The organism is Sorangium aterium (assembly GCF_028368935.1).
Taxonomy (GTDB): Bacteria; Myxococcota_A; Polyangia; order Polyangiales; family Polyangiaceae; genus Sorangium; species Sorangium atrum.
Genome location: NZ_JAQNDK010000004.1, coordinates 1 through 14,119, shown reverse-complemented (window position 1 = coordinate 14,119; position 14,119 = coordinate 1). Strand labels below are relative to the sequence as shown.

General features: G+C 73.1%; 6 protein-coding genes. 3 read left to right on the top strand and 3 right to left on the bottom strand.

All coding sequences use genetic code 11. The annotated features are described in order from the left end of the window. Window positions 1-62: 62 nt before the first annotated feature. Window positions 63-7,484 (bottom strand): beta-ketoacyl synthase N-terminal-like domain-containing protein, encoded by a 7,422-nt coding sequence (locus tag POL72_RS31420; protein ID WP_272100064.1) that lies wholly within the window; start codon window positions 7,482-7,484, stop codon window positions 63-65. Between POL72_RS31420 and POL72_RS31415 the strand changes: the two genes are divergently transcribed. The 3 genes from POL72_RS31415 to POL72_RS31405 all read left to right on the top strand — a co-directional run bounded on the left by POL72_RS31415 (window position 7,459) and on the right by POL72_RS31405 (window position 10,446). Continuing rightward, a complete protein-coding gene (locus POL72_RS31415; RefSeq protein ID WP_272100062.1) occupies window positions 7,459-7,653 on the top strand; it encodes a hypothetical protein in 195 nt (64 codons plus the stop codon). The genes POL72_RS31420 and POL72_RS31415 overlap by 26 nt on opposite strands. 142 nt (window positions 7,654-7,795) lie before the next feature. Continuing rightward, window positions 7,796-9,055, top strand: coding sequence for a metallophosphoesterase family protein (locus tag POL72_RS31410; protein WP_272100059.1), 1,260 nt, complete (start codon window positions 7,796-7,798; stop codon window positions 9,053-9,055). 173 nt (window positions 9,056-9,228) lie between these two features. Next, window positions 9,229-10,446 (top strand): cytochrome P450 family protein, encoded by a 1,218-nt coding sequence (locus POL72_RS31405; protein ID WP_272100057.1) that lies wholly within the window; start codon window positions 9,229-9,231, stop codon window positions 10,444-10,446. 12 nt (window positions 10,447-10,458) lie between these two features. Here the strand turns inward: POL72_RS31405 and POL72_RS31400 are convergent, their stop codons facing one another. After that, window positions 10,459-12,531: an amylo-alpha-1,6-glucosidase gene (locus POL72_RS31400; RefSeq protein ID WP_272100055.1), complete on the bottom strand. Its 2,073-nt coding sequence runs from the start codon at window positions 12,529-12,531 to the stop codon at window positions 10,459-10,461. Beyond that, on the bottom strand, window positions 12,521-14,119 hold a 1,599-nt coding region (locus tag POL72_RS31395; protein WP_272100053.1), incomplete at its 5' end, for an alpha-amylase family glycosyl hydrolase. The genes POL72_RS31400 and POL72_RS31395, both read right to left, overlap by 11 nt.

Genomic DNA, 14,119 nt, shown 5'->3' with positions numbered 1-14,119 from the left:
GACCGAAACGGCGGCCGTGACACGCGCGCGGCGACGGCTCGTTCCCGGGGTCGAGCCGCGGCTCACCCCCCGAGCCGCCTCCCGATGAGCCGCGCGGCGAGCTTCCGCAGCCAGTCCGCCCGCCGCGCGTCGGGCGCGACGAGCCGCCCCGTGCGCGCGGCCTCCAGGATCGCGGCTGTCTCCGGCGTCGGGTCGGCGCACGCCTGCAGCACCCGGAAGACCGTCGCGTCCTCGTGCGCGACGCCCGCCTCCTCCACCCAGGCGTCCACCGACGCCGCGAACGCAGGATCCCCGGGGAACGGCTGCTCGACCGCGTTGCTCGGGCCGAGCCCGTTGATGCCGCTGATCACGAGGTCCTTGCGATCCTTGTAGGTCAGCCCCGCGAGCTCCTCGGGCAGCAGCGGGCGGCCGATCCAGATGTCCTGCACGCCCATGCCGAGCGGGAACTCGAGCCGCCGCTCGAGCGGCTCCGGCGGCAGCGCGCCGGAGAAGCGCACAGGCACCACCGGGACGCCCACCGCGAGCGCCATGTCGATGAACGAGCCGCTCATCTTGCGCACCGGCGTGCGGCACTCGAGCGACCGCGTGCCCTCGACGTGCACCATCACGCCCTTGCCAGCCCCCTGCATCTCGGCCCCGAGCTCGGCGATGATGCTCCCGAGCGACGCCTTGTCCTCGCGATCGAAGTACGTGATCACCTTCGGATCGCGCGCGCCCGGGTACGCGAAGCAGTGCGCCAGCATCGTGCCGAGCCACGTCGTCCGGTGCTCGGCCTTGGCCAGCGTGACCGTCGAGACCTCCGTCAGGCCGGACACGGCGATGCCGAACAGCAGCGACTCCACGCCGACCTGGTGGTTGCCCAGGTAGAGCAGGCTCCGGCCCTTCACGGCGCTGAACGCTGCGGGATCGACGACGTGCACCCGGCGGATGAACCGCTCGATGAGCCCGAAGTAGAGGTCCTCCGCCGGCCACCGGCCGATGCCCATGGCCGCGCCCCAGTAGCGGCGGACCGGCGCGATGTCGATCATGGGCGGGCCCGCGTCGCGGACCACGACCTCCGAGCCCTCGCGCGCCACGGTGAACGGCCAGCGGGTCAGCGGCTGCGCCGACGAGACGCCGGCGAGGGACACGGTCGACGGGTGCACGCCCGCGCGCCGCGCGACGTGATCCTTCACCGCCGCCGCCTCGACGAGGTCGCCCGACGCGGCGTAGAGCTGCGCCACGGTGCCGGGCATCCAGTCCATCGTGCGCACGTCGGCGGGGCTGCAGCGCGCCTCGCCCGACGCCGCGTCGACGCGCGAGACGGCGAGGTCGACCGGCGCGCGATCGCGCAGGAACGCCCGGCGGATCCCGGGCGGCGCGCCGCCGATCGGCCCCTGCGGGAGCAGCACCTCGACAAGCCGGAGCTCCAGCCAGACGCGCTCTCCCGCCGCGGCCCCGACCTCGGCCCCGGCCTGCGCGATGGCCTGCACCCGGAACGAGACGAAGCGATCGTCACGGCCCTCGTAACGCACCTCCACGCGCACCGGCGACTCGGGCGCCGGCCCGTACACGCGGAGCGACGGGATGCGCGACGGGAACGCGATCTGGGCGGGCGGGCACCCTGGATCCCACAGCGACAGCCGATCGTGCGGGATGGTGTGGGTCAGCGCGTCGAGCATGCCCTGGTGCAGCGTCCCTGGGGGCACCGAGCCCCTCCGGGGGTCCAGCACCGCCGACGAGCCGCGCGCGCCGAGCCTGAGCGAGGTCAGGTACTGGAACGCAGGGCCGTGGAACAGCGTCCCCGCCGCGTACGGATCGTCCGCCTCAGGTGCGTCGAGCGCCGGCTCCGGCGCCGGGGCGGGCGGGTAGTCACGGGCCACCCGCACGCGGCCGGTGCACACGGGCTCGAACCGCGAGAGCGCCGGGTTCGATGCCTCGCGCCACGCGAGCAGCCGGACATCGAGCTCGTCGCCCGAGCCGGTCGCCTCGGCCTTGACGCGCACCGGCCCCGGCACGGGCAGCCAGCGCTGCACCACCACGTCCTCCACGGCCACGACCACGCTCCCCGGGCGCGCTCGCAACGCGGCGCCGGCCAGCCGGTCGACCATGCTCATCCCGGGGAGCGCCGGGACCGTCCACGTGGGGCGGTGATCCGCAACCCACCCGTCCGGGTCCAGCACCTCCTCGACGTCGTCGAGCGCCGGCGCAGGCGCGGCCTTCGCCGCGGGTTGCTCCTGCGGGCGCAGGCGCGGGCTCCCGCCCACGGCGCCGGGGAGCGACGCGAGGCGGCGCGCGCTCGCGCGCGGGTCGAAGCCGACGTCGCGACGCGCGCGGGGCGAGGCGCCGTCGACGATCCGCACGCCGAGCGTCGCGCCGTAGATGCGCAGGCCGTCCACCCAGAGGTAGGACTCGGCGATGACGTAGGGCCCGCGGTCGTCGCGGCCGACCTCGAGGATGTCGGTGTCGACAGTCACCCGCCGGCTGGCCGGCAGCACCTGGCCCCGGTACCGCCAGGAGTGCTCGTGCCCCGTCATCACGGGCTCGAACCGCGGATCGCGCAGGCCCGCGTGGAGGTCCTGGTGCAGCATCCAGAACTGGATCGTCTGCAGCATCGCCTCGATGCCGAGCGAGCCTGGCTGCACGGGATCGCCCAGGAAATGGGCCTTGAAGAACCACTCCGACGCGTGGACGTCCCGCCGCGCGCGGAGCCGGCCGAGCCCCTTCCGGCCGCCGGCCTGCCACAGGCCGTCGATCCGGTCGATCATCAGCAGCGACGGCCGCGCGAGCCCGAGCTTGCCGCCGCAGTACCGCGCGGGGCGCTCGCGGAGATCGACGTCGAAATCGGACGGCTCATCGAGCGCGGCGACCTCCTCGGGCCTCGGCGGGATCCCGATCTGCGTCGCGAGCGCGGCCTTCGGGAAGAAGCCGAACACCGTGTCGAGCTCGTACACCCGCGCGCCGCCGAGGCTGCACTCGACCCGGAACGAGAGGATGATCATGCCGCCCGACCGGGACATGTTCGTGAGCCGCGACCTGGTGCGCAGCGCGCTCACTGCCGGCGCCGGCGCCGGCAGGACCTCGGCGTGCAGCGTGCCCTTGCCGTCGAGGTTGCGGAAGTACAGCGCGCCGTCGGTCGAGAGCGCGCAGCCGGTGTAGCTCGCGAGCCAGCCGCACGTCTGGAGCGCGGCCTCGAGCACCACCGCGAACGGCATCGTGAGGCTCGCGTTCTCGTCGAAGTACCACGCGTCCTCCGGGACGTCGTACTCGACCTCGACCTCGGCGCCGGCCTTCATCGCCGCCATGGGGCGCGAGACCGACAGGACCCGGCTCATGAAGTGGTACGGCGGCCCCGGGAGCCGGGCGACGTGCTGTCCCCCGTCGAACCTGCGGTAGAGCGGCCCGAACGCGTCCGACGGCCTGCCCCAGGCGCACGAGAGCAGGCTCCGGTAATCGAACGGGAAGCCGCCGGCGTCTGCAGAGGCGCCATCCGGCGGCGCCGCACCCGTCTCGGACCAGGGGACACGCGCGACCGGCACCGGCTCGACGTGGCCGTCGAGCAGTTCGGGGGCGCTCGTCAGCGGCCAGTCGGGGCTGAGGCGCAGGCCCACGCGGCGGGCGTGGAACGCCTTGAGGCCGTCGACCGTACACAGGAAGTCGGCGAACACCGTCGGGCACGGGCCGTCGTGGACCTCCTCGACGAACACCTCGTAGGTGAGCACCCGGCTCGTCGGGACCACCTGGCCGCGGCAGCGGAGCAGGTAGGGGATCTCCGGCACGGGCTCGAAGCGGAAGCCGTCCGCGTCCACCGTGAAGCCCATGGCCGCCATGTAGAACGCGAGCGCCTGCAGGCAGCCCTCGAACATGAGCGTCCCCGGCATGCAGGGGTCGTCCTTGAAGTGGCCCTCGAAGTACCAGCCGTCCTTCGTGATCGGCAGCGTGGCCCGGAGATAGCCGCGCTTCCACGGGCCGCCGGCCGGGTCGAACACGTCGACGCGATCGAAGAACAGCATCGGCGGCGCGCTGATCCGCGGCGTCCTGACGTGGGTGCTCAAACGATCGAAGGCGGGGCCGAACGCCGCCGCGCCGTCGCCGGCCGCGAACGCGAGGAGGTCGGCCCGGTCGAACGCGGACTTCTGGCACGCGATCCGGGGCGGATCGAGGCGGGCGGTCTTCGCATGCTCGGCGGTGTCCGCGTCCCAGAGGACGCCGCCGGAGCTCGCGAGCTCCTCGTCGGTGAAGAAGCCTGCCTGGCCCTTGCGCGTCTTCAGGCGCAGCTCGCCGCCGATGCGGCAGTCGTAGTGGAAGAAGAACAGGCGGACGTCGCCGTGCTTCGCGTGCCCGTCGACGTGGATGTCGTAGACGAGCGTGTCGCCCGGGCGCGGCAGGCCGCCGTAGAAGGTGAGCTCGCAGCCGAGCAGGCGGTAGACGCGCTCGCCCTTGTTCTCGAAGTCCGCGCCGAGCCAGCTGATGAGCAGCAGGTCGGCCTGGCCGCTCTCGATCATGACGCCGGCCGGCATCGCGCCGTCGTGCAGGTACCAGGAATCCCACCGCACGTCGGTCTCGGTCCACATCGTGCCGAGCTTCATCGAGCCGGGCTCGGCGTCGATCCCGGTGACCCGATCGGCCAGCAGGAGCGGCGGCATGGGCATGCGCACCTGGCGTCGATAGGCGTCCTGCCGGGCGAAGAGCGGGCCGAACACGTCGGAGATCCGGCCCGAGGCGAGGTGCTCGAGCTGCTCGCGGCTGAACCGGGGGCCGCGGGGCGCGAGGGAAGACGCCGCAGGGAGCTCCGGCTGGGCGGCGGGGCGCGGCGCAGGCGGCGCGGCGGCGGGGCGCGGCGGCTCGAACGAGCGCGGCGGCTCGGCGCGGGCGGGCTGCGGCGCCTCGGCGCGAGCGGGCTGCGGCGCAGCGGTGGGGCGCGGCGCGTCGAGGCGCGCGAGAGCCGGCGCATCGATCGGCTGCGGCACAGCAGCGGGGCGCGGCGCGTCGAGGCGCGCGAGAGCCGACGCGCCGACCGGCTGCGGCACAGCGGCGGGGCGCGGCGACTCGACCGTGCGCGGGGCATCGATCCAGACCGGCGCGGCGTGGGGCGCCTGCGCCAAGGGGGCCTCGACCACCACCGCGGCCGCGCCCGACGACGCCTGCACGAGCGAGTCCAGCGCGCGCTGCCGCATCTGAAGGAACCGACGGTGGACCTGGGCTTGCTGCTCCGCCCACTCCTTGTGGATCTGCGCAAGCTGCACGGTGAACGCCGCGGCGCCGGCGATCACGTCGCCCGGGATATCCACGGCAGCGGCCGCGACGACCGCCGGTCCGACCGGCGGCGGCTCCTCTGCCAGGCGCGCGGCGACGGCCGCGACGACCGCCGGCTCGACCGCCGCCGGCTCGTCCCAGGACGGCGCCCGCTCCGCGTCGGCGGCAGAGAACCCCGTGGGCCCGGGGTACAGCGGCGGCAGGTCGTCGAGAGCGGACGGCAGAGGCGGCGCAGGTTCCATGGAGTCTCCGGGGGATGAACAGGAGGCCGCGCCGGGCACGACGATCGCCGGCGGGTGGGCGGGGAGCGTGAGCATCGGCCCCTCCGCCGATCGCGGCGGCGGGAGCGGCGCGGCAGGGCCGCCGGCCCCGATGCGGACCGACAGCGAGCCGCCGCCGAGGCCGGCGCAGCGGACCTCGGCGACCCGGATCTCGTCGGACCACGGCGCCCCGTCGAGCCTGCGGCCGTGACGGCACGCGAGCACCGCGGCGGCCACGTGCAGCAGCCCCGACGCGGCGTGCGCGTGGCCGAACCGCGGCGCGAGATCCGTGGACGACAGCACGAGGCCAGGGTCGCCCGGCTCGTCCACGACCACCGCCAGGACCGGGTGCCGCTCCCGGACGGCGTCGTCGAGGCGCTCGAGCACGAGCACCACGGCGGCGTCGCCGGGGGGCAGGCGGACGCCGAGCGCCTCGAGCGCGGCCGCGTGGGCGGGCTCGCACGAGAGATCCACCGCGCCGACGATCGCCGCGTCGACCGCGCCGGCGCGCAGGGCGCGGGACGCGACGCGCAGCGCCCAGGGGCCCGACAGCTCCTCGGCGGCGATCGTGAACGACGGTCCACCGACGTCGAGCTGGCTGTTCAGCCGGTTCGCCGGGATGTTCGGCATGTTCCCGACGACGCCCGCCGCCTGCAGCGCAGGGATGATCGCGTCCTGGAGCGCGCCGACGTCGACCGACGGACCGAGCCGCGGCGGCGCCGTCTCGGCGAGCCGCCAGCGCGTCATGTACCTGCACACCTCGGTGTCGGCGCCCATGCCGATGAGCACGGCGGTGCGATCGCGCGGCAGCGCGAGCCCCTCGGTGGCCTCGATCGCCGCCTCGAGCAGCAGCGTCTGCTGGGCGAGCGCCTGCTGAAGATCGCGCGGCGGGAACCGGAGCCGGTCCGCCGGCAGCGCGACGGCCGCGCGGCGAGGATCCGCGCCGCGGCCCGAGAGGAGCGGCTCGGCGAAGGCCCGGACGCCGCTGAGCTCACCGACGCACAGGCCCATGGCCACCACGGCCAGGTGGCCTGCCGGCGCGGGGCGCGCGGCATCGACAGGGCGCGAGGCCGCTGCAGCGACCTGCGGCGCGGCGTGGGCCGCTCGGCTCCTCGGCGACGACGGCTCGTACGCCTCCACGAGGAGGTGGGCGTTGTTCCCGCCGAACCCGAACGCCGACAGGCCCGCGAGCCGACGCCCCTCCCACGGCTCGGCGCGCTGCAGCACCCGGAAGGGGCTCGAGGCGACCGCCTCGCTCAGCGGATCGGCGTGCAGCGTCGGCGGGCGGACGCCCGCCGCCATGGCGCCGAGCAGCTTGAGGAGCCCGGCCGCGCCGGCCGTCGTGACGAGGTGACCGAGGTTCGACTTGAGCGAGCCGAGCGGGACCTCGCGGGAGCCGAACACCTCCTTGAGGGTCGCGATCTCGGTCGCGTCGCCGAGGGGCGTGCCCGTCGCGTGGCACTCGAGCAGCGACACCTCGCGAGGATCGAGGCCGGCCGTCGCATACGCGGCCCGCATCGCGCGCAGCTGGCCCTCGACGGCGGGCGCGAGGAGGCCGCGGCCGCGGCCGTCGTTCGACAGGCCGACCCCGCGGATCACGCCGAGGATCGGCCTGCCCGCGGCCTCCGCGTCCGACAGGCGCTCCAGGACCACGAACGCCGCGCCCTCCGCCGGGACCAGGCCGTCGGCCTCCGACGAGAACGGGCGGCTCTGCCCGGTGCGGCTCATGGCCGACAGCGCGCAGAACCCGATGTGGATGAAGAGATCGTCCGAGCGGCACACCGCGCCTGCGAGCATCCGGTCGGCCTCGCGATCGTGCAGCCGCTCGCAGGCGAGCGCGATCGCGTACAGTGACGACGCGCACGCGGCGTCGAGCGCGAACGCGCCGGCCCCGAGGCCGAGCACGTCGGCCAGCAGGTGGGCGGGCAGCCCCGACATGAACCGGTTGCGCGGATCGGGCCGCGTGAGGACGCTCGTCGCGAAGAGCAACGCATGGTCCTCCCCGCGCACGCAGGCGGACAAGCAGGAGGCCATCGCGCTCGTGACCGAGCTCCTGCAGCAGCTCGGCATGGACGCCCGAGTCGTCGACAGGGCGGGCGAGCAGGACAAGGACACGCCTGATACCGAGCTCCGCCTGCACGTGCGTCCGTTAGGCTAGCGCCCGCGTCAGCCCCCCTCCGCGGGCGCGCTCCGTCTGCCTCCTCGCCAGGGCACGGCTCGGCCGCTTCAGGCGAGCGCGATCCTCATCGGATGAGCAGCGCTCCCGGCGCCGAGCGGCTAAGCTCGGGCCGCGCCAGCCCATGAAGTTCGTCCACGCCGCCGACCTCCACATCGACAGCCCCCTCCGCGGGCTCGACCGTTACCCGGGCGCCCCCGTCGAGCAGATCCGCGGGGCGACCCGCCGCGCGCTCGAGAACCTCGTGAACCTCTGCCTCGCCGAGGAGGTCGACCTCCTGCTCCTCGCGGGCGACATCTACGACGGCGACTGGAAGGACTACAGCACAGGCCTGTTCTTCGCCGCGCAGCTCTCCCGGCTGCGCGCCGCCAAGGTGGAGGTCGTGCTCCTCTATGGCAACCACGACGCCGAGAGCAACATCACGCGTCACCTGGAGCTCCCCGAGAACGCCCGGCGGCTCGATCCCCGCCGCCCCGAGTCCATCGTCTTCGATCGGCTCGGGATCGCCGTCCACGGACAGAGCTTCGCGACCAAGGCCGTCACCGACGATCTCGCCGCGGGTTATCCGGACGCGCGGGCAGGCCTCTTCAACATCGGCATGCTCCACACCTGCCTGGGCGGCCGCGAGGGCCACGACAACTACGCTCCTTGCAGCCTGAACACCCTCGTCGGGAAGCGATACGATTACTGGGCGCTCGGCCACGTGCACACCCGGGAGGTGCTCTCGCGCGATCCGTACATCGCGTTCCCCGGCAACCTCCAGGGCCGCCACGCCCGCGAGACCGGCGAGAAGGGCGCCCTGCTCGTCGCGGTGGACGAGGGCCGCATCACCTCGGTCGAGCACCGCCCCCTCGACGTCGTGCGCTGGTGCGCCTGCGAGGTCGATCTCTCCCCGGCCGCGAGCGCCGACGACATCGTGGATCTGACGCGGGAGGAGCTCGAGCGGCGCCTCGCCGAGGCGGACGGGCGCACGCTGGCCGCGCGGGTCTTCCTGTGCGGCGCGACGAAGGCGCACGCCGCGCTCCGCGCCGATTTCGAGCGCTGGATGGGGCAGATCCGCGCGATCGCCAACGACCTCGGCGGCGCGCTCTGGATCGAGCGCGTCCTCTCCCGGACGATCTCGCCGCTCCAGGTGGGCGCGCTGGACGAGCGGGACGACGCGATCGGCCAGCTCACGCGGTCGCTGCGCGCGCTGCGCGACGACGAGGCGGGCCTGTCCTCGCTGCTGCGCGAGTTCGCGAGCCTCAGGAACAAGCTGCCCGTCGAGGCGCGCGAGGGAGACGACGCGATCCGCCTCGACGACCCGTCGTTCCTGCGCGAGGCGCTCGACGACGTGGAGCACACGCTGATCTCGCGGCTGCTCGGCGCGAGCGACGCGCCCTGAAGATCGGGCGCGCTCCCGCGGCGCGCTCGAGATCCGGGCCCGCGGCTCGATGGATCGCCGCGCTCCGACCGCCGCTTGACGGCGCGCGGTTCTCCACCATGCACACCTCGCGATCCGGCGTGACGCGAGCATCACCTCGAACGTCCGGACGCCATGGAACGAACGGGGGAATCATGGTCGACCAGGACGCTTTTCCGGAGCTGTTCCATCCGAGCAGCCGCGCCGAGCCTCACGCGATCTACGCGCGCATGCGCGCCGCGGGGCGCCTGCATCGCCTCATTCACCCCCGCCTCGACGTGCCCATCTGGGTGGCCATGCGTCACGACGACTGCGTGGAGCTCCTCAAGGATCCGCGCCTGATCCGCGACGTCCACAAGCTCCCTGCCGAGGTGCGCCGGCGTTACTTCCCGCTCAGCGAGCGCACGACCTTCATGGATCGGCACATGCTCGACGCCGATCCGCCGGATCACACGCGGCTCAGGGGCCTCGTCCAGCGGGCCTTCTCGCCGCGGATGATGGAAGGGCTGCGCCCGCGCATCCAGGCGATCGCGGACGGGCTCATCGACGCCGTGATCGACCGGCGCCGGATGGAGCTCGTGGCAGACTTCGCTTTTCCGCTCCCCACCGGGGTGATCGCCGAGCTCCTCGGCCTCCCCGTCGAGGATCGCGACCGGTTCCGCCGGTGGACCAAGGTCCTCCTCGCGCCCGCGAAAGATCGCGAGTTCGTGGAGCGCGGGCAGTCCGCGGTGGAGGAGTTCGGGGCGTACTTCCGGGCGCTCTTCGACGCGCGCCGCAAGGCCCCGCGCGACGACATGATCAGCGGCCTCGTGCTCGCCGAGGAGCAGGAGCACAAGCTGAGCCCGATCGAGCTCTCGAGCATGGTGTTCCTCCTGCTCGTCGCGGGCCACGAGACCACCGTGCACCTCATCGCGAGCGGCATGCTCCTCCTGCTCTCGCACCCCGCGGAGCGGCGCCGGCTGGCCGAGGACCCCGGGCTCGTCGGCTCCGCAGTGGAAGAGGCGCTGCGCTGCGAGGGGCCGGCAGAGCTCTCGACGATCCGCTGGGCGCTCGAGGACATCGAGCTGTTCGGCGCCCGCGTGCCGGCGGGAGAGGGGGTCGCGGCGGGGCTCCTGGCCGCGAACCGGGATCCGGAGCACTTTCCGGATCCAGACCGCTTCGACATCGGCCGCTCGCCGAACCGGCACATCGCCTTCGGGAGCGGGATCCACTTCTGCCTGGGCGCGATGCTCGCGCGGATCGAGGCGGCGATCGCCTTCTCGACGCTCCTCCGGAGGCTGCCGCGCATCGAGCTCGCCACCTCGCCCCGCGACATCGTGTGGAGCGAGTGGCCCGTGATCCGCGGCCCGGCGGCGGTTCCTGTGGTGTTCTGAGCGGGCGAGCGCTCAGCCCCCCGAGGGGGCCGTCCGGGCATAGGCGCGCAGCACCTCGGCCACGCTCCACGCCTGGGCGACGCACCCGCGGGGCGTGAACGGCGGCTCGGCGTCGAAGATCTCGCTGATCGAGCCGGCGCAGGCCTCGTCGAGGTGCGGCGCGAAGCCCTCGAGCAGGCGCCGCGCCCCGGCGAGATCGGTGGGATACACCTTCAGCCAGGCGTCGATGAACGGGCCCATGAGCCACCCCCACACGGTCCCCTGGTGATAGGCCATGTCCCGGGCGCGGAGGTCGCCGAAGTACTTCGGTTTGTAGTCCGGGTGCCCCGGCGCGAGCGACCTGAGGCCCACGGGCGTCCAGAGCCGCTCCTTCACCTGATCGACGATCCCCTTCCAGCGCGCAGGGTCGAGGACGGGGTGAGGCAGAGAGATCGCGAGGAGCTGGTTTGGCCGGAAGGCGTCGTCGACGCCCTGCTCGCCGTCGATCACGTCATATAGATAGCCGTGCTTCTCGGACCAGAAGCGCCGGTTGAAGGAGGCCTTGACCTGCTCGGCGGCCACGCCGTAGCGCTTCGCTGCGCCGTCGCCGTCGGACTCGCGCGCCCAGCGCTCGATGAGGCGCAGGGCGTTGTACCAGAGCGCGTTGATCTCCACGGCCTTCCCCCGGCGTGGCGTGACGACGTAATCGCCGACCTTCGCGTCCATCCAGGTCAGCTGATACCCCTCTTCCCCCTGGCGGATCAGGCCGTCCTGCGGGTCGGCGCGGATCCCGAAGCGCGTCCCGCGGGTGTGGTGCTCGACGATGTCGATCAGCGTGGGGAGGATGAGCCGGAGCGTCTCGCGATCCTCGGTGGTCGCCAGGTAGCGATCGAGCGCGTGGAAGAACCAGAGGGTGGCGTCGGCGGTGTGGTAGAGCCCGTCGTTCTTGCCCTCCGGGAACATGTTGGGGATGAGCCCATCCTTCACGTAATGGGCGAACGTGCGCAGGATGTAGCCCGCCTCGGTGTGGCGCCCGGTGACGAGCGTCAGCCCCTCCAGGCTGATCATGGTGTCCCGGCCCCAGTCGGTGAACCAGTGATAGCCCGCGATGACGGTGCGCACCTCGTCCCCGGCGGCCCGGGCGCGGGCGGCGTCCTCGACGCGGCCGGCGGGGCTGATGAGGAACTGATCGGCGCCGAGGACGAGCTCCGCCGCCGGCCCGGTGCGGACCTGGGGCGCCGCCGCGAGCAGGAGCCGTGTCCGGCGCTTGTGCTCCGCGCGCTGCACCTCGTCCGTGGAGAGGGCGTTGAGCGTCTCCCAGGCCTCCGTCGACGCGATCAGGGTCACGCTGCCGGAGACCGGGAGCTCCAGGCTGAAGCGGCCAGGGCTGTAGAACTCGCCCACGGCGTCGTATCCGCGGCTCTGCTCGATCCGGTAGCGCACGTTGCGCAGCCGGGCGCTCTCGATCCTGAACTCGGCCCGAGCGCCCTGGACCTTCAGCCGGAGCGGCGGCAGGTCGCTCGGCGACGCGAGCTCGTAGCGATCCTCGACCACGGTGAGCGCATAGGGGCCCGCCACCGGCCGATCGAGCGCGCCCTCGTGCGGCCGGAAATTCACCCACGGCTGGAGCTCGATCCGCACCGGCCCCGTCCCCTCGACGAGCGTGTACGTGACATGGACCGTGTTCTGCGCGTGGGGCATGAGGAGGCGCCGCTCGATCGCCATCCCCGCGCCCTCGTAGCGCCAGACGGGGAGCCCGGCCTCGAGGCGGAACTCGGCGAGATCGATGACCTGCGCGCCGCCGTCGTCGAGCCAGGGCTCCTGACCGCCCACCTGGTACACCCTGTCGTCCGCGGTGAAGATCCGGGTGGAGAGATCGCTGAGCATCATGGTGCGGCCGAGGGGGGCCGGCAGCGCGGAGATCAGCAGTCCATGGAAGCGGCGGGTCACCGCGCCGGAGACGGTGCCCGACGCGTAACCGCCGAGGCCGTTCGTGACGAGCCATTCCCGCGTGAGCGGGTCCGAGCCGCGCTCGGCGTCGTCCTGCGAGGTGGGGGCGGCGCCCCGGGACCAGACCATCCTCCGGCAGATCTCGTCAGCGTACATGCTTCTTGGGCTCCTCCGGGCGCGGGTTGGCGCTCGTCTTCTCGGGCACCGGCGTCCCGACCACGGGGTGGAGGAGGATCGCCGCCTCGCCCGGGATATGGACGCCCTCCTCGGTGATGACAGGTGGGCTGCCTTGGCCCCCGTAGCGGGGGGACTCGCTGGACCACGACGTCTCCCAGCGGCGCCCCGGCGGCGGGGCGAAGAGCGGCTCCGGCAACGACCCTCGGTGGATGTCCCGCCCGAGGTTGACGAGGAGCAGCCGGTCGTCGCCGTCGTCGCCGAAGTAGCGCAGGAGGAAGGCGTGCGCCGAGAGGACGGCCCCGTCGACGCCGCGCGGGCGCTGGGCCCGGATCACCGGATCGCGCCGGCGGAGCGCGATGAGGTCCTCGTGGAGGGCGTAGATGGCGGCGTTGCGCTCGCGCTCGGAGAAATCGAGCTTGCAGCGCTCGAACGTCCGCGGGTCGCTCGGATCGTCGAGCTGCGCGCGGACCTCGGGCGCCGCGCAGGACGGGAACTGCTCGAGGAACTCCGCCCTGCCCTTGCGCACGAGCGGGGCGAGCTCGGGGTTGTGGTCGGCGAAGAAGAGGAACGGCGCCGAGGACCCGAACTCCTGCCCCTGAAAGAGCATGGGTGTCCCCGGGGCGAGGAGCAGGGCCGCCGACATCGCCCGGAGCCTGCCCGGGCTCACGATGTGGCAGAGCCGCTCGCCTCGCGCGGTGTTGGCGACCTGATCGTGGTTCTCCAGGAAGAGGACGAAGCGGGCCGGATCCACGCCGAGCGCCGGCGTCCCTCGCCGCTGCCTCTGCCAGTGGTAGCGCTGCCCCTGGAAGAGGAACCCGTGCTTCAGGGCGGAGAGGAGCTCCTGGGGCGAACCCTCGTGATCGCTGTAATAGGCCTCGTTATGGCCGGTGAGCGCCACCTTGGCGCTGTGGTGGAAATCGTCGTTCCAGATCGCGTCGAGCCCGTAGCCGCCCCGCTCGGCGGCGCGGATCAGCCACTCTTCCTGGGACTCGTTCTCGGCCACGAGGAACGTCTCCTTGCCCTTCGCCGCCTCCCGCACGCGGCGCGCGATGGCGGCGAGGATGTGGTCCTTCGAGCCATCGTAGATGTTCTGCGTCGCGTCGAGCCGGAGCCCGTCGAGGTGGAACTCGTCGATCCAGTAGCCGGCGTTGGAGATGAAGTATTCCCTCACCGCCTCGGATCGCGGGCCGTCGAAGTTGATCGCCGCTCCCCAGTCCGTCTTGTGACGATCGGTGAAGTAGTCCGCGGAGAACTGGCCGAGGTAGTTGCCGTCCGGGCCGAGGTGGTTGTAGACGACATCGAGGATCACCGCGATCCCGGCGCGGTGCGCCGCGTCCACGAAGCGGCGGAGATCGTCCGGGCTTCCATAGAGGCGCGTCGGCGCGAAGAGGTTCACGCCGTCGTACCCCCAGTTGAAGCGGCCGGGGACCTCGGCGATGGGGAGCAGCTCGATCAGGGAGACGCCGATCCGCGCGAGCTCGGGCAGCTCGCGGGCCGCGGACTCCCACGTGCCCTCCCGGGTGAAGGTCCCGATGTGCATCTCGTAGACGACTTGCCCCTTCAGCGG

Bases quoted from the DNA above. Each gene is read 5' to 3' on its own strand.
- POL72_RS31410 (WP_272100059.1), top strand. From the start codon at position 7,796: ATGAAGTTCGTCCACGCCGCCGACCTCCACATCGACAGCCCCCTCCGC.
- POL72_RS31400 (WP_272100055.1), bottom strand. From the start codon at position 12,531: ATGTACGCTGACGAGATCTGCCGGAGGATGGTCTGGTCCCGGGGCGCC.
- POL72_RS31405 (WP_272100057.1), top strand. From the start codon at position 9,229: ATGGTCGACCAGGACGCTTTTCCGGAGCTGTTCCATCCGAGCAGCCGC.